The organism is Paraglaciecola sp. IT1134 (assembly GCF_058068185.1).
This window is the reverse complement of the sequence record NZ_CM176486.1, coordinates 1,017,011-1,042,296: the sequence shown is the minus strand read 5'-3', so window position 1 is coordinate 1,042,296 and position 25,286 is coordinate 1,017,011. Positions and strand designations below refer to the sequence as shown.

13 protein-coding genes and 1 pseudogene are annotated in these 25,286 nt (G+C 41.5%); 7 read left to right on the top strand and 7 right to left on the bottom strand.

What is annotated here, in order from left to right:
* Positions 1 to 214 precede the first annotated feature (214 nt).
* Positions 215 to 1,777, bottom strand: a complete 1,563-nt coding sequence (locus AC3RV5_RS04485) for a sulfatase family protein (RefSeq protein WP_489730771.1) — start codon at positions 1,775 to 1,777, stop codon at positions 215 to 217.
* Positions 1,778 to 2,101: 324 nt separating this feature from the next.
* On the opposite strand from AC3RV5_RS04485, the gene AC3RV5_RS04480 reads away from it, so the two are divergent.
* The 3 genes from AC3RV5_RS04480 (at position 2,102) to AC3RV5_RS04470 (ending at position 6,354) form a co-directional block, all read left to right on the top strand.
* Complete coding sequence (locus AC3RV5_RS04480) at positions 2,102 to 3,679, top strand: sulfatase family protein (protein WP_489730770.1); 1,578 nt, start codon at positions 2,102 to 2,104, stop codon at positions 3,677 to 3,679.
* Entirely contained in the window at positions 3,666 to 5,222 is a 1,557-nt protein-coding gene (locus AC3RV5_RS04475; protein WP_489730769.1) for a sulfatase family protein, read from the top strand. Before AC3RV5_RS04480 ends, AC3RV5_RS04475 begins: the two co-directional genes overlap by 14 nt.
* A gap of 208 nt (positions 5,223 to 5,430) precedes the next feature.
* The gene (locus tag AC3RV5_RS04470) at positions 5,431 to 6,354 is read left to right on the top strand and encodes a sialate O-acetylesterase (protein ID WP_489730768.1); all 924 of its coding nucleotides are present in this window, start codon (positions 5,431 to 5,433) and stop codon (positions 6,352 to 6,354) included.
* Positions 6,355 to 6,753: 399 nt separating this feature from the next.
* On the opposite strand, the gene AC3RV5_RS04465 is transcribed toward AC3RV5_RS04470, so the two are convergent.
* From AC3RV5_RS04465 to AC3RV5_RS04455, 3 genes are all read right to left on the bottom strand, one after another.
* Positions 6,754 to 8,385, bottom strand: a complete 1,632-nt coding sequence (locus tag AC3RV5_RS04465) for a sulfatase family protein (protein WP_489730767.1) — start codon at positions 8,383 to 8,385, stop codon at positions 6,754 to 6,756.
* 3 nt (positions 8,386 to 8,388) lie between these two features.
* Positions 8,389 to 9,960, bottom strand: coding sequence for a sodium/sugar symporter (locus AC3RV5_RS04460; protein ID WP_489730766.1), 1,572 nt, complete (start codon positions 9,958 to 9,960; stop codon positions 8,389 to 8,391).
* 136 nt (positions 9,961 to 10,096) lie between these two features.
* Positions 10,097 to 12,610 carry a glycoside hydrolase family 2 TIM barrel-domain containing protein gene (locus AC3RV5_RS04455; RefSeq protein WP_489730765.1) on the bottom strand — a complete coding sequence of 838 codons (2,514 nt, stop codon included), beginning with the start codon at positions 12,608 to 12,610 and terminating at the stop codon, positions 10,097 to 10,099.
* Between the two features lie 410 nt (positions 12,611 to 13,020).
* Between AC3RV5_RS04455 and AC3RV5_RS04450 the strand changes: the two genes are divergently transcribed.
* From AC3RV5_RS04450 to AC3RV5_RS04435, 4 genes and pseudogenes are all read left to right on the top strand, one after another.
* The gene (locus tag AC3RV5_RS04450; protein ID WP_489730764.1) at positions 13,021 to 16,641 is read left to right on the top strand and encodes a TonB-dependent receptor; all 3,621 of its coding nucleotides are present in this window, start codon (positions 13,021 to 13,023) and stop codon (positions 16,639 to 16,641) included.
* A gap of 77 nt (positions 16,642 to 16,718) precedes the next feature.
* On the top strand, positions 16,719 to 18,452 hold the full coding sequence (locus AC3RV5_RS04445) for a hypothetical protein (RefSeq protein WP_489730763.1): 1,734 nt from the start codon (positions 16,719 to 16,721) through the stop codon (positions 18,450 to 18,452).
* Positions 18,453 to 18,588: 136 nt separating this feature from the next.
* Entirely contained in the window at positions 18,589 to 19,383 is a 795-nt protein-coding gene (locus AC3RV5_RS04440) for a sulfatase-like hydrolase/transferase (RefSeq protein ID WP_489730762.1), read from the top strand.
* Positions 19,384 to 19,442: 59 nt separating this feature from the next.
* A pseudogene (locus AC3RV5_RS04435) lies at positions 19,443 to 20,311 on the top strand (ISAs1 family transposase).
* Here the strand turns inward: AC3RV5_RS04435 and AC3RV5_RS04430 are convergent.
* The 3 genes from AC3RV5_RS04430 to AC3RV5_RS04420 form a co-directional block, all read right to left on the bottom strand.
* Entirely contained in the window at positions 20,308 to 20,568 is a 261-nt protein-coding gene (locus AC3RV5_RS04430; protein ID WP_489730761.1) for a hypothetical protein, read from the bottom strand. The pseudogene AC3RV5_RS04435 and the gene AC3RV5_RS04430 overlap by 4 nt on opposite strands.
* A gap of 23 nt (positions 20,569 to 20,591) precedes the next feature.
* A complete protein-coding gene (locus AC3RV5_RS04425; protein WP_489730760.1) occupies positions 20,592 to 22,088 on the bottom strand; it encodes a tryptophan halogenase family protein in 1,497 nt (498 codons plus the stop codon).
* Between the two features lie 83 nt (positions 22,089 to 22,171).
* Positions 22,172 to 25,045 (bottom strand): TonB-dependent receptor, encoded by a 2,874-nt coding sequence (locus AC3RV5_RS04420; protein WP_489730759.1) that lies wholly within the window; start codon positions 25,043 to 25,045, stop codon positions 22,172 to 22,174.
* Positions 25,046 to 25,286 lie beyond the last annotated feature (241 nt).

Below are 25,286 nucleotides of genomic sequence, written 5' to 3'. Positions count from 1 at the left end.
GGAAATATTGCTTTTAAAAATGATCGTGTAACCTTCTTTTATTTTGTAGGGTTCCATCTGTCTATACATCACCGATAATAGAATATTTCACCTTAAATATAGCAGTGCGAATCTCAGCACTTGGTGCCGACAATGAACTTCTAGTGAAAGCATTGTAACGAATCCAAATGCTGATTTTCAGATATTACAAAGACCAGTACGCTTAAGTCTTCTATTACTTTTTGATTGCATTTAAACGAGCTTGAAATTTAGCCACCAATTCGGGATATTGCTCGGCTACATTATTTTGTTCAAATTTGTCCTTCGATAAATCAAAAAGTTGCGCTGACGTTTGCAGACCATTAGCTATAGCTGTTTTGTTCACTAACCAATCAGGTGTTTGGCCATTAAACGGCTCTATGTATTTCCAATCACCGTTTCTAAGTGCCAAGGTAAAGGACTCCTCGAGCATTTCCTTTCGCGCACTTGCACGGCTGTCCAGTAACGCCGGTAGTACGTTGACACTGTCAAATGCTGCGCCTTTTTCTAACTTCGCGCCAATTAACTCAGCAAATGAGGCGTATAAATCAATATGACTGAGCAACGCATCGCTTTCACCATTTTGAATCAAGCCGTTTGGATAAGTAACAATCATAGGAACACGTGTGCCCGCTTCATAAGCACTGTATTTGCCACCTTTAAATCCACCAGCAGGATCATGATCGCCCCGCAACTCTTCGGCTTGGTCATTGTAGCCGTCATCCATTACTGGGCCATTATCACTTGAGAATACTATCAACGTGTTGTCGTATAGACCCTGTTTTTTAAGTTCGTCAACAATACGCCCTGTCATCCAATCCATTTGTAAAATCGCGTCGCCTCTTGGCCCCATACCGGATTTACCGGCAAACATGTTGTTTGGCACTCGAGGAACATGAATATCATGAAACGGAAAGTACAACATAAAGGGCTGGTCTTTATTTTCCTGAATAAACGAAATAGCTTTGTCTGTAAACACCAGCGGAATATCTTCATCTACCCACTCGGCCGATTTACCTCCTGCCATCCAGCCGATACGACTAATACCGTTCACAACGGTTGCACTATGTTGCAGATCAGCGGTTTGCTTAAGAGTCTCTGGAGATTCTGTTCCCACAGGCCTATGCCCAATTCTTTTTTCATAGCTAACGGTTATGGGATCATTGGGGTCTAAGTTAACCACGTTATGATTTTCTAGAAATACGGTAGGTACTCGGTCGCCCGTAGCAGGCATCAAAAAGCTGTAATCAAACCCTAATTCAATGGGCCCCGGCTTAACATCTTTGTTCCAATCAACAAAACCATCGCCAAGTCCTAGGTGCCACTTACCTACTACGCCCGTTGTATAACCGGCTCGCTGAAACATTTTAGGGAGTGTTGGCTTAGTATGGTCAATGATAAGGGGGGCATCGCCGGGTAAAATCGCCGCATTGCTTCTAAAGGCATACTGCCCCGTCAACATTGAATATCTTGAGGGAGTGCATGTGGCAGCAGTACTATGAGCATCAGTAAATTTAATGCCCTCAGCAGCTAAAGCGTCCACATTTGGTGTTTCTATGGCAGTCATACCATAACTACTTATATCGCCATACCCTAGGTCATCGACATAGAAAATAACGACGTTTGGGCGCTTTTCACTCGTCACATCATTCGTTTGAGTGTCAGTCGTAATTTCTCTATCAGGATTTGAGCAACTTGATAACCCCATAACAGACGCGAATAATGCGCCACCAACCAATAAAATACGTTTTATGTTCATAATTCCTCTTTAACGAATTGCGGGCGAGTCTAGTTCACAGACAAGGGACAACGATACCCCAAATATCACATAAAAAATCACATACTGCCAGTTTGAATACAAAAATAATTAACATTTTATTATTGTCGAATTTCCAAATATAGATAAAACCAATTTAAATCAGTTAATTGAAGTATTTTGATAGAAATTAGGATGTAAATAAATATGGTTAACAATGAGGACAACGATTTACCCCAAGTAAGAGTAGTGGTAATGTGAATGAATAAATATGTTTCGCCTTGGTCACAATCAAAACGGGTGACTTAACTGGATTGAATTACCGAAATGAAAAAATTATTTTTTATCCTATCTGGCATTGCAGTGCTAAGCGTTTGCTCAAACGCATTTGCAGATATCCTGACACACATTGAGGAAGTACCCAAACCAAACATCGTCATATTTTATGTTGATGATCTAGGCTACGGAGACGTAAGCGCCTATGGCGCAAAAAGTGTCACAACCCCACATGTCGACAAGTTGGCCGCTAATGGGATCAAGTTTACCGACGCCCATAGTTCAGCAGCGACTTGCACACCTTCTAGATACTCGCTGTTAACAGGTGAACATGCCTTTAGAAAAAACATACGAATATTAAAGGGCGACGCAGCTATGGTCATTTCGCCCGACCAACCCACCTTACCCAAATTATTAAAAAAAGCCGGCTATACAACGGGCGTCGTAGGTAAGTGGCATCTTGGTTTAGGCGCCGATACGGCCCCGGTGGATTGGAACACGGACGTTAAACCCGGTCCTTTAGAAATTGGTTTTGACTACAGCTTTTTAATCCCTGCAACGGGTGACCGGGTGCCTTCCGTATATCTGGAAAATCATAACGTCGTGAACCTAGATGAGAATGATCCTCTTTATGTTAATTACGACAAGAAAATCGGTAACAGACCGACAGGCTATGAGCGCCCTGACTTATTACGTCAGCAAGCAGATACTCAACATAGTCAAACCATTATCAACGGTGTGAGTCGAATAGGCTGGATGGCGGGAGGAAAGTCAGCTGAATGGATAGATGAAGACTTTTCTACAGTAACCACTAAAAAGGCCAATACCTTTATTTCGGATAACAAAAACAGCCCCTTTTTCTTATTCTTTTCATTTCATGACATTCATGTTCCTCGCTTACCGAATGATAGATTTAAAGGCGCGACGACTATGGGCGTGCGTGGTGATGCCATTGTGCAAATGGATTGGATTACCGGCCAAGTTGTTGAACATTTAAAAGCGAATAACCTATTAAATAATACCCTTATTATATTTACCTCTGATAACGGTGCGGTGCTGACCGATGGCTACGATGACGACGCATTAGCGTTAATCGGTGAACACAAAGCCAATGGTCCTTTTAAAGGTGGTAAATACAGTGCATATGAAGCGGGAACACGCGTTCCGTTCATTGTACATTATCCATCTAAAATCAGCGCAGGGGTGAGTGATTCACTAATAAGCCAAATCGATATTTATGCTTCTATCGCCGACCTACTCGGTTTAACGCTTGATGAAAAAGAAGCCATTGATAGCGAAAACTATTTGGCCGCAATGTTTAACCCGAACTTACCCGCAAGAAAAACGCTAATAGAAGAAACCCCCCATACCCTCTCACTGCGAAACGGAAGCTATAAATACATACGAGCTACAGATAAAAATGCCGGCTTCGTCGTAAAAAAGAAAAACATTGATCCCGGTACAATGAACACGCCTCAACTATTCAACTTAGTATCTGATATTCATGAAAACACGAACCTTGCCAAGAAACTTCCGCAACAGGTAAACGAAATGGAGCAAATAATGCGAAGCATAGAAGCACGCCAGACCCGCTTAGAATCAGGAGCAGCAACAAGTGAAATCAACTAAATATGTTCTTATCCTATTATCTTTACTGATCTCAAATACTTCTTCGGCAACCGAAGGGGCCTCTAACATGAAGTCGACTCATCCGTCGGCTACGCAACCGAATATCATCTGGGTGGTATTGGAAGATATTTCATTAGATTTAGCCTACAACGGCACCCCGGCAGTAAAAACCCCCAACCTAGATAGAATAGCTAGTGAGGGCGTTAGCTATACCAACGCCTTTGCCACCGCGGCTGTTTGCTCTACCGCACGCTCAGCAATTTTTACCGGTATGCATGCCACTAGTATTGGCGCACAGCACCATAGAAGTCACTTAAGCGATAACTACACTTTGCCAAAAGATGTGAGAATGGTATCCGAATATATGCGTGACGCAGGTTATGTAAGCTTGTTAATGGGACCAAAGCAAAAAACAGATTTTAATTTCACACCTACGGTGAACGCATTTGATGCCCAAGACGGTGAGGTAAAATATTCGGGAGGAGCTTATACTCACGCTCCCATTGACACTAAAATTTTAGATAAATCAGCCTGGAAAACCTACCAAGAAAAATATGCTGATAAACCCTTTTTTACCCAAATTAATTATAGTGAGACACATCGAACATTTATAGCCGACCCTGATGATCCCATCAATCCAAAAGACGTTAAATTACCAAGCTATTATCCAGATCACGATATCACAAGGCGTGATTGGGCACTTTATTTGGAAACCGTGCAAACGGTTGATAAAAAAGTAGGTCGATTATTTGATGAACTAGAGGAAGCCGGTGTACTTGATAACAGCATAGTATTTATTTTTGGTGATCATGGCAGAGCCATGCTGCGCGATAAACAATGGTTATATGATGGCGGTTTACGCGTACCACTTATCGTATGGGGTAAAGGAATACCAGCAAATCAAAGCAACGATACGTTAGTGAGCCTCATCGATATAATGCCTACTAGTATGGACTTGGCAGGAATAAAGGTGCCCCAATATATTGAAGGAAAAGTGATGTTTGGGCCACACAAAGAAACCAGAGACTATGTATATGCTCATAAAGATAGATGCGATGAGACAGATGATCGGGTAAGAGCCGTGCGCGATAATCAATTCAAATACATAAAGAATTTCTACCCTGAAAAGCCTTACACAGACTTTAATGCTTATAAAAATTTACAATATCCAGTAATGGCTCTGATGAATAAGCTCCATTCTGAAGGTAAACTGACCCCGCAACAGGCCTTATTTATGGCGGATTCCCGCCCACCGGAAGAACTTTACGATACGGTTAACGACCCAGATGAAGTCAATAATTTAGCAACTGATCCGGCATATAAAACGCAACTCATCCGACTTAGAAATCAACTTAGTTTGTGGCAAACACAAACCAGTGACATGGGCATGGTTGATGAAGACCCTAAAGAAATCCAATATTGGGATGATTTTTTCGCCAAGCATTATAATCAAACCATGCTAGAAAGAGGATTATCGCCTGATATTAGTCCCGACGATTATCTAATCTGGTGGGATAAATTCTTAACGGAGCTAGGTAAATAAACCACCCCGCCATAATGTCGTTACACGGCATACAACAGAGTATGCTGTGTAACGAAATATTCGGACAACAGTCCCGAGACATTCCCAGCGTGCATCTCTTCCTTTTTGAGGTATTTACCTAAGTGTTAGGAATCAATTAATCTTCCCATTTATGATGATAAATAGGCTTTTTATTCAAAGCCACTCGGAACAACTAATAGGAAAAAAGATGTCTCACAGAATGACGAAAATATTAGGGCTGTTGCTAGTAGTGACGTTTTCACTTGAAACTGCGGGGGCACCTCAAGCTCCAGAACCTCCCGTTCAAGTCGTGTTACTCGCTGGCCAATCTAATATGGGCGGCGCAGGAAACTATGAAGAGCTTACGTCATCCGTCATCGAACGCATACAAAAGGTATCGTCACGCGTTAACGTCAGTTTGGGTGGCAGAAAGCCGCAACCTTTGTCGTATGAAGTATCTAAGTTTCATCAGGATAAATATGGCATTGCCAAAAAATTTGGCCCCGAGTTATTCGTAGGATTAACCCTTGCCGAAAAATATCCGGATCGAGAGTATCTGTTGATCAAGACGGTACAAGGTGGAACGTCGCTGTACGGTGCATGGAATCCGCAATGGACAGCCGAAAAGGCTAAGCACGTAGAGCGTGGAAGCGTTAAACAAAATCTGCAGCTGTACACGCTTCACCTTACCAATGTTCGAAGTAATTTGGCGCGTTTAGAGCAAGACGCAAGGCTGTACAACATAATAGGAGTGCTTTGGATGCAAGGTGAAAACGATGCGGCAAAAGAAGTGGCCGCACGTAGCTACAAAGCTAACTTACTCAGGCTCATTAACGGATACCGAAGTGAACTGGAAGCGAATACTATGCCTTTCGTCATTGGACAAATTAATTCAACTTATGGACGATACCCCAGCGGCCCAGATATGGTCAGGGCGGCAATGGCCGAAGTGACTAATATGCTTCCCAACACTGCTCTTATCAGCACATTGACTGATAGATCGTGGCATGACTATCCCAAGCACTCAGATAACGTTCACTACAACACCCTAGGACAAACTCGCCTAGGCATAGCGTTTGCCGAGACATTAAATTCGCTTACCAAACCCCAATTAGATACATCAAATAAATAGCTATGGTATGCAATATTTAGCCCGAAAAAATAGCTTCTAACAAGTCATCGTTTACCAGACTTAGAAAGTGCCTAGCGCATTGAACTCAAACGTTTGCAGCATAGACAGCGCAATACTCAAGACCACCGTTTTATTCTGCGACTAACACCCAGAGCAAAATAACGACTTAATGATGATGTGTAGCAGTGGCTGCGTGCTAGGTGAGTGCATACTTACATTAATGAACGTGTCCTTACTCCCATAATGTAAAATAATCTTGCGAAGTAGCGAAATTATGCCTTGACGAAGGGGAAAACGGAGTGAGTATAAGAAAAAATTTACGATCCTTTAAGTCATTACAGGATCGTAAATCGATGCATTTTAACCGTGTAAGGTTTGCAAGGTTAAATTCAGCGCATACTATTGATAACTTTTACGATAAAGCTGTTCGATTTTGTCGTAATAGGGTTTGTTAGGCTTTGGCATATAATCAGGCCATGGCATTTTGCCGTAATAATCATCCCCTTTCACACCCTCTGCGTCAGGGTGGCGCTTTCTGAAGCTTTCGCACTGCCAGCTAACACACTTTTTCCCCCAGAGATCGATTGTCTCTTTAATCGCTCGGTCGGACTCGGGATACGCCCCCTTGTCGTCTGTCCTTGCAATCCAATCTAGCAATACCTGTCGATGCTCCTTGAGCACTTCAGAGTAATCGGGATTGTCGACCAAATTGTTAATTTGGTGCGGATCGTTAGCAATATCATACAATTCTTCAGCCGGCTTAGTAACTGCAAAATACACAGCTTGCACCGGCGTCAATGTGCCCGCTTCAAATGCTTGTTTGAACTCAATGCTGAAAGGTTTCTTATCTCTAAATTGAGGTTGCGAACGAGGAATTTCAGGGTGGAAATTACGTATATAACGAAAGTTGTCTGAGCGCACTGTGCGGCCTCTATCAAAACTAAAATCCATGCGATCTTTTGCTGAAATCACATATTGGCGTGGTGTAAGCTTGTCTGCAAACAAATTATGACCTTCATAGCTATTTGGCACGTCAATACCCGCTAATGCGAGGCTTGTTGCCGGAATGTCTAATCCACTGACGAGATCAGTTCTGACCTTACCCTGTTTGTTTAGACGCTGCTCACCTGCTGGCCAATTGACGATAAGCGGTACGTTTAAACCCCCGTCATACAAGTCTTGCTTATGTCTCAACATGCCCATTCCATGGTCAGAGAACCAGAAAATAGCGGTGTTTTCTAACAAGCCGTTTGCTTTGAGCGTGTCGATAATTTCAGCTAATTCGATATCCGACACAACCTGCGTTTTATAATGTTTAGCCCACTCTTTTCGCGTAGCTGGCTTGTCCACATAATAAGGTGGCAAGGTCATTTCACTGGGATCAACTTCCGGGATATTTTTTCCTTCGAAATGTGTGTGCTTGCCACCTTTCAATTGAAGCTGACCAAAAAAAGGTTTGTCTTTTAACTTATTCGCCCAATCAAAGTCACTGCCATCTTGTGCACCTTGAAAGCCTGCAATACCATCATGTGCATTATATAAACGCGAGCGATCATAACTAAAGTTATAATCATCCTTGCCAATATTAAAGGTCTGATAACCGGCTTCTACAAACAGTTCAGGTACCGTTTTGTAACCTTCAGGTAAAAACTGCTTATTATAACCAGACCGAAACGAGCGATGATCGTGCAGGTTTAACGTCGTCTGGTACTGGCCTGTTACTAAGGCAGAACGACTTGCTGAGCATACTGGCGCGGGCTGATAGACTTGGGTGAACATCACACCCGAATCTGCCAACTTTTGAATATTCGGGGTATCGACAGTGTCATCTCCCCAAGCGTTATTCCAAGGGTTCTGATCTTCCATATAGATCCACAGAATATTCGGTAGATTTTTAACATCATTCTGGCTGGTATCAATCGCCACCTGTTCACTACTGCAGTGGCCACTTAATAAACTACCTGAAACCATGATGACTAGACTCAGTTTAGAGATGACGCGTTTATTAATGAACGATTTAATTTCCTTCATTGTTTACCCCCAAGCACTATAAAATGCAGTTAAAATTGCGATGATTCCCGCTGCTAAAATATTGTATGAAACAGTCGTTTCAAAATTGACATCACCTAGCGAGACGGTCTGAGATTCATGTTCACTGTTTTGTGTTTTTGTCACCAGCGAACACACTACTGCGATTGCCACGCAGCATAAAAACACTACCCCCACTCTGTCCATGAATGGCAACTCGGGGAAAGCCGCACGAAATAAAAAAGAAAGCGCGGCAGAACTTAGGGCAGCAGAAATTGCCCCGACAGAATTCATTTTTTTCCAGAACATACCCAGTAGAAAAATAACCACTATTCCCGGTGTAAAAAAGCCGGTGAATTCTTGAATATATTGAAATGCTTGGTCGAAATTTCCAAGTAAAGGTTTGGCACTGATCATGGCGATAATAAGCGCTAATACACTTACGATCCGGCCCACTTTGACATAATGAGTTTGGCTTCTATTCTTCTTAATATGTGAATAGATATCCATCGTGAAAATCGTCGATACGCTATTACACATAGAAGCCAAAGACGAAACGATGGCTGCTATGAGTGCGGCGAATACCAATCCTTTAAGCCCTACAGGCATCAATGTCATTAAGCTAGGGTAAGCCTCATCGGCACGGTTTAAGTCAGGGAAAAGAATAACGGCGGCAATGCCTGGCAGCACGACAAAAAACGGCACTAAAATCTTAAGATAAGCAGCAAATGCAATACCTTTTTGGGCTTCTTTTAAGTCCTTAGCGGCGAGGGCTCGCTGAATAATATATTGATTGAATCCCCAGTAGCTTATATTCATAACCCACATTCCCCCAACAAGCACAGAGATACCGGGTAAGTCAGCATAATGTGGGTTATCAGAGCTGAAAATCATGTCAAACCTGCCAGGCAAATTTTCAGTGAGTATGCCAAAACCGGCGAACATGCCATTGCCTTCAGAAACCAAATCTAGGCTAATGTAAGTCAACATTAGGCCACCGAATATCAGTAATACAACCTGAATAATATCCGTATAAGCCACGGCCTTTAATCCACCATATGATGAATAAGCAAGTGAGAATAAACCCAGAAAGATCATGCCAGTTGCGAGGTCCACACCTGAAATGGTATTGATGGCCAATCCGCCTAACCACAACACGGCGGTCAAATTTACAAATACATAAACCGCTAACCAGAAGACCGCCATAATTGTTTTAACGCGACTATCAAATCGTTGCTCTAAGTATTGGGGCATGGTGTAGATATTATTTTTCAAAAAAATCGGCAGAAAATATTTGCCGACAATAATAAGAGTAATAGCTGCCATCCACTCGTAGGACGCAATAGCTAAACCCAAAACGTAACCCGACCCAGACATGCCAATGATTTGTTCAGCCGAAATGTTTGAGGCAATTAATGACGCGCCAATTGCCCACCAAGGCAATGATTTACCCGCGAGAAAATAATCTTCTGTATTACGTTCATGTTTATTTTCGTTACGCGAAATGTAAAGAGCAAGCGCAAGTAACGCAACGGCATAGATAACAAAAATACTGATATCAATAGTCGAGAGATTCATTATGATTTTTCCGTTTTTCTTAGATTTAATCTATTGAGCAGCTAGAGAGCTGCGCCCTTAAAATGGGAATCAACGCAAAGTAGAAAATTTACCATACCTTGCATTTGCCAGAACTGTGCGATGGCTAACACAAGCACTATTGACTAGTCACTGTTGTGGTTCCATCACGCAATTGATCTGAGTAAGCTCTAATTTTGATGTTTCCAGGTTCACCGGTTTTGCTCTGAATAATCAACATCGCTTTACCGCTGAAAAGCCGTCTGTAGTCAGCCTTGAACGGCTCGACTGTCGCAGAGTCACCGTTACCGACACCCGCAATGGTTGCCGGCCCATCAACAAAAAACTGTATTTTGTTATCGGCATTTGGCACAGGGTTACCGTTTTTATCTTTTACGATGACAGTGATATAAGACAAGTCGACACCGTCTGCTTTAATATCAGTGCGATCAGGTGTCAACTCGATACTGTAAGGTGAGGATGCTGTTTTAATGGTTTTAGTCGCCACAACGTTCCCCGCATTGTAAGCCACCACTTTGAGCTCACCGGGTTGATATGCTTCATCCCAGCGCAAGCGGTATTTAGATTCGAACGATTTAGTGTCTTTATCTTCCCGAAGATCTACCGGTAAGGTAACGGTATCGATACCTTTCACTTTACGGCCTTTAGATTCACCATTAATGAACAATTCAACCTCTTGCGCATTGGTATAAACAAAAATAGGAATAACGTCACCGACCTTATTTTCCCAATTCCAATGGGGCAATACATGCACCATGGGCTTTTCGGTCCATTCACTTTGATACAAATAAAATCTATCCTTGGGAAAGCCAACTAAGTCCACAGCACCAAACGACGAACTTCTCGCTGGCCAATCTTGATTCCAATATGCTTTGTTTCCATGATCCCGTCCCCCATAAGGTGTCGGTTCGCCCAAATAATCAAATCCAGTCCAAACAAACTCCCCCATCACATTTGGGTTATTTTTTAGATTCTCAAACTCAAGATCGGGTATATAAGCCCAAGGTGGCGTCACTAGATCGTAGCTAGTCACATAATTTGATTCATGTTTGCGGTATTTTTCTAACGGAAAGTGGTAAATACCTCGGGTGCTGACCACTGAAGATGTTTCAGCCCCCAAGATTAGCCAATCGCTATTTCTTTTGGTGACGTCACCATATTTATAGGCTTTGTAGTTCAAACCCACTATATCAAGCTCATCGGCTAGACCATTATCCAGTGCATCGGGGTACATGCTTAGTCCAGCGGTTACCGGGCGCGTTTTGTCTTCATTTTTTACGATATCGGTAAGCTGTTTAGTCACTTTCCAGCCGCCTTTCTCTTTTTGCTCCATGATTTCGTTACCGGTACTCCACATTATGATGGATGGGTTATTTCGGTTCTGAATCACCATGTCGCGTAAGTCTCGCTCATGCCACTGGTCGAAGTTCTTGTTGTAACCATTGATAATCGTGGGCTTTTCTATCTTCCACATATCAAATGCTTCAACTTGCAGTAAAATCCCCATTTCGTTTGCGAGTTCGACTAATTCGGGCGATGGCGGATTATGTGATGTACGCACTGCATTGGCGCCCATCTCTTGCATAATCTCTAATTTACGTTGAATTGCTCTGCGATTAGCGACTGCGCCTAACGGACCATTATCATGGTGTAAACATACCCCTTTAATCTGTACGCGCCTGCCGTTTAGCCAGAAACCATCATCCACTTTAAACTCAATAGAGCGAACCCCCAGCGGCGTAGAATATTCGTCGACTAGCCGGTCACTTTTCCAGACCTCGCTTTTAATGGAATATAAATGAGGATTGTTGATGTCCCATAAAATGGGATTAATGATGTCAAACTGACTGCCCGGCGTAATAGTTGATTGTGCCTCCATACGATATTCGCCAGAGGATTGAGCAACAAGATTTCCCTTGGCATCCTTAATGTAATGGATCACTTTGGCAGTATTAGCATTATCGCTTACGTTAACTAAGGTTGTTTTTAGTTCAACTTTAGCCAACTCTTGAGTAACAACAGGTGTGGTGACAAAGGTGCCCCACGGCTTGATATGCACAGGATCATTGATTTCTATCCACGTATTTCGATACAGGCCTGCCCCCGAATACCATCTTGCGGAAAAATTCTCAGGGGACAATCGAACAGCTATGGTATTTTCCTCACCCAGCGGATTGAGAAACTCTGTAATGTCATAGTTAAACGCGATATACCCAAAAGGTCTGCTACCCACTTCATACCCATTTATGTACACAGTAGAATTATCCATTGCACCATCAAAAGTGACTGAAACACGCTTATTCTTTGCATCATCCTTCAGTACAAAATGCTTTCGGTACCAGGCCGTTCCAAAAATCGGTAACCCACCATTTCGCGCATTGTATTTTTTGTCAAACGGACCGCTTATTGCCCAATCATGAGGCAATGTAACGGGCTTCCACTCCTCGTCGTTGTAGGTCGCATGCTCGGCACCTACAGAGTCACCTTTCTCGAAATACCAGTTTTCATTGAATGATTTTTTTGTCCCAATGCCACTCTCAGCAAGCCCATTTAGTGAGTAAAAAATTAAGCACAAGCCAACAACCAAGCTTGCCTTCATTTTACTACTTGTTACGTTTAAAACTGGATTCATTACATATCACCTAAGGAAGAATAGCTGTAAACACAAGCCGTATTTTCGGTTACTAACAGGGAAATCTTGTCGGTAAGATTACACCCAGAATTAAAATTAGGCAAACGATGCCACTATTGAAAAATGAAAAAAAAATGAGGAACTAATTAATGAAAATTAAGTTAAATTGAAATGATAATTATAAAAACCCTCAAATACATTAACTTACAAATAAATCAAGTTCCATAAACCTTTTGTCGGCCTATGTAAATCGATTGTAAATAAAAAGTGTTGGCTTTATTTAATGAAACAAACTAATATTATTTAGGACAACGCAACCCCAAGTTAAATGAGATTTTAGTTAACATGCATAAAAGATATTCTCTATGTGCGCTAAACACATAGTTATGCATTAGAGCCGGAGAAGCCAAATGACACACAACCTGAAATTAAATGTCATATCTGCAGCCGTTATCGCCTCGCTATCATTAGCGGTCGCATATTCAGGAGCAGCTATAGCCCAAGATAATCAACAACAGAACAGTACGCCCTCAAATGAAGAAAGTGATGTTAGTAGCGAAGAAGATATTGAAGTAATTGAAGTTGGCGGATTTCGTTCGAGCTTAACTAAATCAATTAATTCAAAACGCTTCTCAAATGGGGTGGTTGACTCAATTCATGCTGAAGATGTTGGTAAGTCTACCGATCAAAATATTGCCGACGCGCTATCTCGAGTTACCGGGGTAACCGTGCAAGAAACCGATGGTGAAGGCACTAAAATCTCGGTTCGAGGCGCAGGTTCTGCACTGAACCAAATTTCCATAAATGGTGTTGCGGTGACGAGTGGTTTAAGCGGTGATGGCGCGAATGCCACATCCGATCAAAGTGTTGATCTCAGCTCTTTTTCTTCAGATATTTTGTCGTCCATTGACGTGCAAAAAACATCCGCGGCAGACCAAGATGAAGGCTCATTAGGGGCAAACATCGTACTGCGAACCGTTCGACCACTAAACCTAAAAAAGCCTAGAAAATCAATTGAGGTACAAGGTCGTTACAACGACTATTCCGGCGACTTCAATAGAAAGCTGTCTGCGAGCTTTGCTGACAAATATGTTGATGACACCTTAGGTGTTATTTTCACAATCTCTGATGAAACCCAAAATACACGAGTCGATCAGCTTTCTATCGATTGGGATGATCAAGTTTATACTGCCCCAGCAGGGCGTGCGCGAGACTCAGTCACTGGTGAGATAATAACAGAAGACGTGCAATTTATCACCCCAGGCAGCGGGGAATATAGCCTGTCCACCAACCAAAGAGACAGGTTGACCGCAACAGCGGGTATCCAATATATTCCTTTCGATGGCACAGAAATGCAGCTGGATTTGAATTACTCAAAACAAGATATCGACATCGATAACCAGCGCTATAATTTGCAGTTAGGCCTGACCGATCCTAATTTAGATACTGATCCGCAAGAAGACTGGTGGATCGTTAACCAGCAAACAAATACTCTAGAAAAACGCCTAATGCGGCGTTCACGAGCACGTCTTTTCAGACAAATTGATGGTCAAGAAGTTGAAAACAACATCGCTTCATTGAATATTAAACAGGTCATTACCGACAATTTTAGTGCTGATTTGACATTAGGTTACTCAAGAACAACCAGCGACGCTAAACCCAATGCGACAATATTACTGACACCAGCGGCCAACACTAACAGTGTCCCACTGGTATCAAACTCTCCGAACGTACCAAGTTTAGAACCAGCAGGTCTTGACTGCTCTTCAGGTTCTTGCCAATTGGTCGTCGGAACTGGGTTAGCAATAGGTCCTCCTGGAGCAACTGATCCGAATGATATATTAGCACCGAGTCTTTCCAATCCATTAGACACAAATCTATTCACGGTTCAAAATATTAACCAAGACATAGAATCCAATTCGGATACCAACAAATCTGCGTTCTTAGATTTCGACTGGGAAGTAGACTACTTGGGCATCACTCGCGTAGAGTTTGGTGGAAAATATACCAATCGCATAAAAGATGTATCCTCACTTCGTAACATTATTACTGATGGTCAAGAAATACTCGATGAGAATGGTGATTCGTTTAGCGTTAATGGATTGTCAAGCATTACATTAGCAGACGTTTTAACACCGAGAGGATTTCCTGTTGATGACTTTATGGAAAGCATTATCAGTGACAGAGCCCCATTCTTATCAGGATGGGGGGATATCGACCCGTTCAAAGCGCTAGAAATTGTCAATCCCAGCAACGGTAGTGACGGACGAGATATTCGTTCTCGCCAAGACCCATCAGGCTCTAGAAAAATTGAACAAGAAGTGAATGCGTTTTACACAAAGGTGAATTTTGAATATTTTGACGGTTTTGTCACAGGTAACCTAGGCATTCGCTACGTTAAAACCAAGACAGATGCCCAAGCTTATAGCGAATTTAGATACCTTGGAAACAGCAACTTTTATGATGTTTTCGATTTAGTGTATAACAGACAATTGGCCAATACCGACTTGCCGGAGTGTGGCTTTAATACGTCTGATAATAGACCGGATTACCCCAACGGTGATCAGAATCAAACCCCCACCAACTTGCCTGCTTCTGGGACTTGTCATGATCCTTTGTTGATTTATAACTATCACAGATCTGATTTAGTTGACGGTCAAGTGCCGCCTGAACTGCAAACGCCAGAAAATCAAATTTTACAAGTTCAATACGATGAACAAGGTCAAGTTGTGGCAATTTTGGCCAATGAGCCCAACCCGAACGGTCGTAACGGTCGCTTCCCGTTCACTGGTAGCGCAATAAAAGCCTGGGCTGATCGCTCAACAGTAATCAACAGCATAGTTAACGGAGAAGAATTGGGCTCTGTCGCAGCGCAACGAAGCGTCTTGAATCACGATTCAGCGAGTAACAGTTTATGGTTGCCGAGCTTAAATTTAAATTTCAAGTTTGACGATGACCTTATTGGTAGATTTGCTATATCTAAAACGATGGCCCGTCCTAATTTCGACGACACCCGCCCCAGTGGCCGCATAGTAGAAAGTCAGTTCAATGCTTTTGGTTCAGGAAGTATCAATAATGTTGGGTTGAAACCACTTGAGTCAAAGAACTTAGATGTTTCTCTGGAATGGTACTTTAACCCTGCAGGCTTACTGTCTGTCGCCCTGTTCCGTAAGGATATGACCAACTTCACAGAAAGCATTGCTGAGACCTATCTATGGGCCGACTTAAGAACTAATTATGACTTAGACGGGGTTGAAAGCCTAAACGATGTGCTTATCGTCCCTGAACCCGTCATCGACCAATCTACCGGCGAGCAAGCAAAAGATGAATTTACAGGCTTACCAATTTGGACCCAAACCGTGGAAAACACACCAGAGGACGGTACACAATGTATGCCTGATAGGGTTGTGCATGTAGGTCTAGGTAGCCCGCTGACATTTAATTGTCACACACTAATATTAGATGTAAAACGTAATGGTAAGGGCGCAGTGACACAAGGCCTTGAGTTTAACTACACGCAAAGTTATGACTTTTTGCCAGATATGTGGTCTGGTTTAGGTACGAGCCTCAATTATACTTTTGCGGACTCAAAATCAGATGAAGAAATATCCTCTACTACAGGTATTGTAGTTAGTCCACTCCCCCAACCTTTCACCCCAAGACATTCTGCGAATGCCACAATATTTTGGGAAAAAGATGACATCATGATGCGTCTCGCAGCGCGTTATACCTCGGTACAACTAATCAATCGAAATACCGCATCAGGTTTTGGAGCATCTTGGTTAGAAGCAACAACCCGATTAGATTTTAGTTCTAGCTATTCATTCAACAAAAATATCCAATTTACCTTCCAAGCCCTAAACCTTACTGATGTTACTAATCGTAGTTTCTTAACCAGTACAGCTTTTGAAATCAACGGTGAACGCGTAGACGAAGGCAACGCCATGGTTGATACCGTGACCACAAGTCGACTTTTATCTGAGTACAAGACAGGTCGACAATTCAGATTTGGTATTCGCGGTACATTCTAAATCACCAATCATTAAGACATGTACAGGCAACATATAGTTTGCCTACGATTAACAGCATGTAAATTCGGAGAAAAAAAATGAATAGAACCTTGCTCAATAGCGCACTATTAATCGCTTTAGCAAGCACCATTTCAGGGTGTGGATCTGACGAAGGCTTCGGTTATCAATTGGACGCAACTGATCCTGTTACAATGGAAGCGACAGTCAATATCGCCTTAGCCGAAACATTAGTGGCTAACAGCGAACGTTACGTCATTATTGGCCTGTTAGACGGCGTTACATCGCAGGGCGTTGACTTAGGCGCTTCGCCTGGCAATGTATTAATACAGGATAGTTCGTTTGAAGTATCGGTTACACCGGTAAACAAAGATCTTAGTTTTGACAATATTTCAAATCCAGTTGTTATAAACGGCTATGATTTGATTGTGGATACTGCCGCATTTGAAGATCAACTCACCACCGGCGAGACAGCAAATTATTCGGTGTCGTATTGGATCAATAACGGTTATTTATTCCCCTGCGCAGATATGACAAAACATCCGGCTAACTGCACCGACGAAGAACGTGCAAATAACCCGAATAAACGGACACTTAATATCGCAATTAGCGCGTTAGATGATCCTTTATTAGCCATAGAACTGGCCGACATATCAGTTGGATTAGATGAAACTATAGCGACTGAAATTATTTTCACACCTACCTTTGCCGCTGACCATGGTTTTATTTACGAAGTGACTAGTGGTCAAGATAACATTAGTGTGACGACTGAAGGATTGATTACCGGTTTGGCCTTGGGTACCTCAGAGCTAACGGTTACGTCACTCGAAAATAGCGCCTTAACAAAAACCGCTGTTGTGACGGTAACTAATCCACCGAAAAATGTAGCAAGCTTCTCATTAACCACCCCTGCTGGCGATGCGATTGGCGCAGAGATTGAAATCCCAGAATGCACCACTTTCGATTTAGTCACCCAAGTAAATAAAGTGGACGATTCACTGCCTCTTTCTGGTGATTTTGTTTATAACTTAGCTTCACAGACTGATGTGATTGATATAGACGGTTTCACACCAAATACGGGCCCCGTTCAAACTGGGTATTTAAGTGTATTAACCCTTGATGCAAGCGATAGCTTAAGCGCTTCATTATCGGGCTTTGGCAGCGACGATGACATTATAACCGCAAGCATAACAACAGCAGATAACCTTGCTTGTAATTTTGCTGATTTGTCTCCTAGTGGGCCTAATTTGTTAAATGAAGAATTTACTATTTATTACAATAACGGGTCCGGCAGTATCGATGCATTTAGAAAAAGTGCCTTTATTAGAAACGGTGTGGGCGACGATGGTAACCTTGATCCAACAGCAACGGTTCTAATAGACGCAACCAACGGTAAACAAGGTGGTGCTGCTTTAAGAGTAATGGGTGATGGTTCATTACCCGCTGCATTTTACTCCTACCATAGGAATACCGCTCGCGCATTGGGTGTAGCCTTTATAGACGGCGGTTTATTTAAAATATCGTTTTGGGTAAAAAATAATACCAATGCGAGCATTGACGTGATCAATGAGGTGGTAGCAGGTGACGGACGAGGTGCGGGTACGCCAGTGGCTGGAAATTTCAACGATACTCCGGTTTCTGGCACAGTCACCATTCCAGCGAGTACCGATTGGAAACGTGTTGAATTTAACATCGACTTTCCTGCAGTAACAAGCGACCAAAACGTACCGAAATGGGAAATAATCGTTAGCCCAAGTCAAGTAGGTGCAATCGATGTGTTGTTTGATGATTTTGCCATAACAAGCGGTTCGTAATAAGCATTGCGGGTAAGTGTTACGTTTTAGCATTTACCCGCCACCACCCCACCCGACAATCTTGTTCGAATTTACTAATAGCAACCCATTGAGGAACAATTAGCAACGCCACTTCCAGTCAAATAAAGGATGAACAATGTTTAAATTTAAGCACTTGCTCTTAGTCATGCCCACCTCAATCGCTGTATCTTCTTGTCATACTGTGAGCCATCAAACCCACATAAGTCAGCGCGACAGTTTTGAAAAACCCAATGTCATTTTTATCCTCGTGGACGATATGAGACATGGGGAGCTTGGTAGCTATGGTCAGAAAATTATTAACACACCAAATTTAGATAATATGGCAAAAGAAGGTATGAAGTTTACTCAATTTTATGCCGGCAGTGCTGTATGTGCGCCGTCTCGCGCATCGTTAATGACTGGAAAGCATACTGGAAATTCCCAAATTCGCGGCAATTACGATTTAGGAGGAAGCTTCGATGACGCAAAAGAATACGGTCAAATCCCTTTAAGACCCGGCACCGCGACTTTAGCTACAGTAATGAAAGATGCAGGTTACACAACAGCGGTTATTGGTAAGTGGGGCTTAGGCGGACCAAACTCAGTTGGCATACCCAATAGGCAAGGCTTTGACTATTTCTTTGGTTACCTAGACCAAAAACAAGCACACAATCATACACCCACCCATTTATGGCGAAATACTCAATGGCATAAGTTAGATAACAAGCCATTTAAAATGCACCATTTGAAATTAGAAAATTTTGATTATGATGATGCGTCAAGTTACCAACGTTTTAAACGTGATAATTTCGCCCAACAACATTTAAATGAAGCCGCCCTAGGTTTTATAGAAAGTAATAAAGATAAGCCATTTTTCTTATACCAGGGCGAGATCGTGAACATTTTTTGGACAATTAGAATTTTTCGTTAAGATAATTCTTTGATTTTATGGGTAGCTGTGATCTTATACTCCCTTTTGTGGAGGCCTTTATGTATCTCGAAGCATTTACGACTCATTTCAGTGCCATTATCGACCAACGTCAATCCGCTAAAGTTACCTATCCGTTGTGTGATGTGTTGTTCGTCACCCTTTGTGGCGTGATAGCAGGCGCAGAAGGTTGGTCTGAGATTTATGATTACGCTGAAGGTCACCACGACTGGTTCAAGCAACAGGGTTTTCTTATCGATGGCGTGCCGGTCGATGACATCATTGCCCGTATTATCTCTAAAATTGAACCTGAGCAGTTCCGGCAATGCTTTATGAATTGGATGCAGGCGGTGCATCAGGTGACTGAAGGCGAAGTGGTCGCCATCGATGGAAAAACATTACGTAGCTCGTACCAACGCGGTGATAGGCAGTCCACTATTCACATGGTAAATGCGTTTGCGTGTGCCAACAAAGTGGTGATGGGACAGCTTAAAACCGAACAAAAATCGAATGAAATTACCGCCATCCCAGCACTCATTAAGCTACTGGAGGTAAAAGGTGCGCTGGTATCCATTGATGCGATGGGCTGCCAAACAAAGATAGCACAGCAAATAGTAGAAAAAGAAGCTGATTACCTGTTAGCTGTGCCGAGCTTAGTGAAAAAACGTTAGCTGAAGCCGTACGTGCCCATTGGTCTATCGAAAATAGTTTGCACTGGGTATTAGGTGTCACCCTGGGAGAAGATCATTGTCAAATTCATCACCAGAACGGTGCCGAGAATTGGGCAATGTTAAGGCAACTATCTTTAAATATGCTCAGGGCAGAGCCTTCAAAAGGCAGCATCAGTGCAAAACGCAAACGAGCATGGATGAAACCAACCTTCTTAGAGGCTGTTTTAAAAGCGGGATTTAGCGAAATGTGTAAAAATTAAACACTCATGCGGTTGCCCTGGGCTTTAAACTCTTTACTTGAAAGTTGGTTATCAAGGTTTACATCGACATGTTCGAATATATCCCTATTATTGGCTTTGAATTCAAACACCTCTAGCTGTTTGTTTTTATTCGTATCAAGTATATCAAATGTGTTTATAACATCGTTCGGCGTATAGTTGATTGAATCAGCCGTGGCATGCCATGAATAAGATAAAGTGAATAATAATAAATAGTTGATTTTTATGTTTTTAAACATGTAATGGCCTACATTGTTATCGGTTAGCACTTTATTCTTTTAATATAAGTCATGTGTTCAAGGGCTTTAGCAGCATTTTGATCAAGTGCTATTTTTGAGCTTATTAGGGCTTGCTGAATTTTAGCAAAATCAGACGCATCGATAAGCGGGTCATATTCGTTTGGGCGTACCCCCATTCCTTCATACACTGAGTACCAACTATCTGAGGCAAATAAATCATCAATGTCATGAAATAATTGACCTTGCGAACGAAATAAGTCGAGTTTTGTTTCGAGGGAATCAGGTATTGCTAAATGTTGCCACAATTGCCAAAAAGGCGAATCAGTACGTTTGGTTTCACTGTAATGCAATACAATAAAGTCACGTATACATTCATATTCATGATCCATTTTACGGTTAAATTCATCAATAGGTGCTTGATGCAATTTTTTACTTGGTATTGTTTGTACAAAGTTCAGCATGGCTTTCATTATCAAGTAAATGCTAGTGGACTCTAATGGCTCTAAAAACCCTGATGACAAGCCAACAGCAAGACAGTTTTTATGCCATATTTTGAGTCGCTTACCCGTTGTAAATGAAATGATTCTGGGCTCTGTTATAAAATCACCTACATTTTTTGTTAGCAGCTCTTGAGCTTGTTGATCACTGCAATACTGATCGCAATATACATAGCCATTGCCTGTGCGATTTTGTAATGGTATTTGCCATCTCCATCCATGTTCATGTGCAAATGATGTTGTGAAAGAGGGTAAAGGGCTCAACACTTTAGATTGTGCAGCAACGGCTTTATTAACAGGTAAATAATGCTGCCAATTCTCATAGCCTATCCTTAACGCTTTGCCTAACAACAGTGATTGTTGACCACTGCAGTCTATAAAAAAATCACCGCCAACTTGCTCGCCATTTTCAAGCGTTAAACAGCTGATATTACCTTGCTTATCTAATGTAACATTTTGGATATGCCCTTTAATATGCTGAACGCTTTTGCTTTGACAGTATTCAGATAAAAAAGCGGCAACTAAGGTTGCATCAAAATGTAATGCATAGGTGGATGCTGATAAATTAGTGGGGTTCTTGGGATCGGGAATAAAAAAACGGTTTTGTTTAGCTAATGCAATAGCTGGGGAAAAATCAGTAAATTCAGATGTCCCTCCATTTAATTTGTTTTTTAACCAATGTTGATAAAAGGGTTTTCCATCTATTTTATTGCCAACATGGCCAAATGGATGCCAGTAATGACTGCCCAACTTATGCCAATCACAAAACTTGATCCCGAGTTTAAAGGTTGCATTAGTTTTCAAGATAAATTCAGCCAGAGGAATTTTTAAGTATTCCAACATATCTACAATCGATGGAATGGTTGCTTCTCCAACACCAATGGTTGGAACATGAGGAGATTCTATTAATTGAATTTTACATGGTAGATGAGACAAAGCTCTTGATAAAATAGCAGCAGCAATCCAACCAGCCGTTCCTCCCCCTACAATTACAAAGGTTTTCATTTGCTGTTCGTTAGACATTAGCATCCTCTTTTATTTATAATAAAAACAAGCTCTAGAAAACACATAGAGCTTGTTTGACTACCCAACATTATTATTTCAATCTAAAATTTAGCTGATATACCAACTTGGTAACGACGACCAGCATAAGCTAAATTAACAACGCGTTCTCTTACGTCTGCATAACGTAAGTTACTTTCATCGGTTAAGTTAATAACTTCAGCATTAATAATGAAATTTTCATTGATGTCATATGAAGTACTAAAGTCATATTGACCATAGTCTTCAACATGTTGAGGAATGCCATTACTTCCTAAAATAGGACCTTGACGGAATTCTAAGAAGCTTTCACGCCAGTTATAAGCAATACGTGCTTGAAATGCATCTTTATCGTAAAACGCGATAATATTATAAGCATTTTCAGATAATCCTTCTAGGCCATTGCCCGGTGCCGTAACACCGTCTTGGGTAAAGGTATCAACATTATCATCGGTACTGTCGGTGTAAGTATAGTTTGCTTGAATACCGAAGCCGCTAAGGAAGCCTGGTAAGTAATCAAAGTAATGCAAACCTGCAATTTCAATTCCGTTTACCGTACCGCCATCGCGATTATTTTTCTCAGTAATTGTTTCAACTAGCGGAACTTGTATAACATTACCGTCAGCATCTAGCTTATCAATGATAAATTGATCATTTCTTTGTACTGTACTCGTAGATATGTATGTTGCAATATCTTTACGGAAAAATGCGACACTATATGCGTCACCATTTTCTGCGTAGTATTCTAGCGATAGATCAAACTGAGTTGCTTCATACGGTAGAAGTAAGGGGTTACCACCCGTTTGGAAAGCATCAGTTGAACGTACGTAGTTAAAGGAACGGTTTACACCTACATCTTCTATCGATGGACGTGTCATAACCTTAGCAGCACCTGCTTTTACGAAGAAACCATTTTTAAAGTCAAGGCTAACATTAGCGCTAGGCAAGAAGTTTGAATAATCATTTTCTTTGGTTAAGAATGCTGGGTCAGTATAGGTTCCTTCAATTAAACCACCTTCAGAACCTCCTAAAATTGATACTACACTCAACAGTTCAATAGCATTACCAACCGAAGATACATCAGTTTTTACCTGACGGAAGCCAACATTACCATTCCAGTCAAATGAAGAATGCTCACCTTCCATATTAAGTTGAACATATAGCGCTGCTGTGTCTTCTGTGTTTGAAACTGTTTCATTTGGACGAATTGATGGTTCAGTCCAATTAGGCTCCTTACGAATTTGGCCAATAGCATCTGTAAAAGCACTTAAATCGTTAATTAATACAAAGTCTCGAGGAAAGTCACCCGCTATATCGCTCAAAAAACCATTGTTACTATTTATCGAAAAAATATTATCGTCTAAATCTATACCTGAATTACAGGTAAAAGCATTAGCAGCTTGAGCAGCAGCGCCGTCTGCAAATTGGTCTACATCATAACAGCCTTCAGGAATGCGGAATGCTGTTTGTGATTTTTCACGTTCGCTGATTGCTATACCAGCATCAATGGAAGTAAAAACGCCCTTGTCTATCTGATAATTCACATCAAATTTAATTGACTTGATTTCATCTTCTCTTTCAAAACGTGAAACGTCATTCCAGTGGGCACGAATTGATGCGGGATCTGACCAATCAAGTGTTGACTCAACTGCAATTACATCACTACCGCGACTGTCATAACGAATATAATCTTCATCTAAAATAAGACCAAATTCTTGATTCGGTCTATAACCAGGATCGCCCGGTAGCACACTTTGATCTACGCTTGCGTTAACGATATGCGGAATATAAGCACCACGATTTTCTGTTGCTTTAGCTTTCGAGTAAGATAAATCGAACTCAAATGTCCACTCGTCATGGAAAAGTATACTATTGAAACCTGTTGCTATTTGTTCAGATTCTTGACCTTCAACTTGAAAGCGGCCATCAATAGGGCTAGCGGCTTTTGTTGCTGCTAAGGCAGTACCGTACTGAGATACGATAACATCAGTAAATCCATCACGTTGAGTAGGAACTTGAAGCCCATTACCAAACGCTTCACGATCTAATTTTGAATACAATACGTCAAATGTATGAATGAGATTGTCGTTTTGAGCCCATTGTATTGTGGAGTTAGCACTTGTTCGTTTTCTAGACTCGGTATCCAATGAATACCATGCGCGACCTGGGAACCAGATACTTCCACTAGTGACGGCATTGCCAGCTTCATCAGTAATAGGGCCTGGTGCAAAAACGGTGTCAGCTGCATCAAAAAAAGCCCAGCGATTAGAGCCTGCGCTGTCAATTCGGTTGGTAACATCTAATTGAGAAATACCAAATAACACACCAACAGTGTCATCCACAAAAGTATTACTAACAATAGCTGAAATTTTAGGATCAACTTCTTCAGCTAAGTCATTGTATTTTGCATTAATAGACCCTGCGGCTTGAAAGCCTACTTTATCTAAAGGTCGTGCTGTTCTGATATTTACATAAGCACCTAAACTACCTTCAGCAATATTAGCTCTTGATGCTTTCACTACATCAGCACCAGAAATAAGTTCAGAAGGTAAAGATTGGAAGTCAAACTCACGTCCTCGATCAGTTGTAGCAACAACACGATCATTAAGGTGGACAGAGTTAAATTTAGGGCCGAAACCACGGACTGTAACTTTTGCACCTTCACCATTCGTTCTATCAATCATTACCCCAGAAATACGTTGTAATGATTCTGCAACGTTTTGATCTGGAAACTTACCTATATCTTCAGCAACGATGCTGTCTTGTATAGATGAGGCGTTTTTCTTTAAGTCCATTGATTCAGTTAAACTGCTTCGAATACCAGAAACTTGAATGACTTCTGTGTCGTCACTTTCTTGAGCTTCAGCAATATTGGTGCATAGCGCACCGGATATTGCTAAAGCAATAGGCAGGACTTTTGTTTTGAGTGTGTTATTCATGTGTAATCCTTAGAATGTAAATTGAAATATTAATTTGTAGGATCAAGCATAATTATTTAATGAAGAATTTACATGTAATGAAGAATTTAGGTAGATATTACCTATAACCGTTTACCGTAATTATTTCTAAATGATGTCAGTTTAATTCATTAAATGATTGTATTTGCTTCATCAGCCTACATTTCAATATTGGATTTTTGTTTTCCTTACGAATTAAGCTAACCAACATTACTTAGAAATG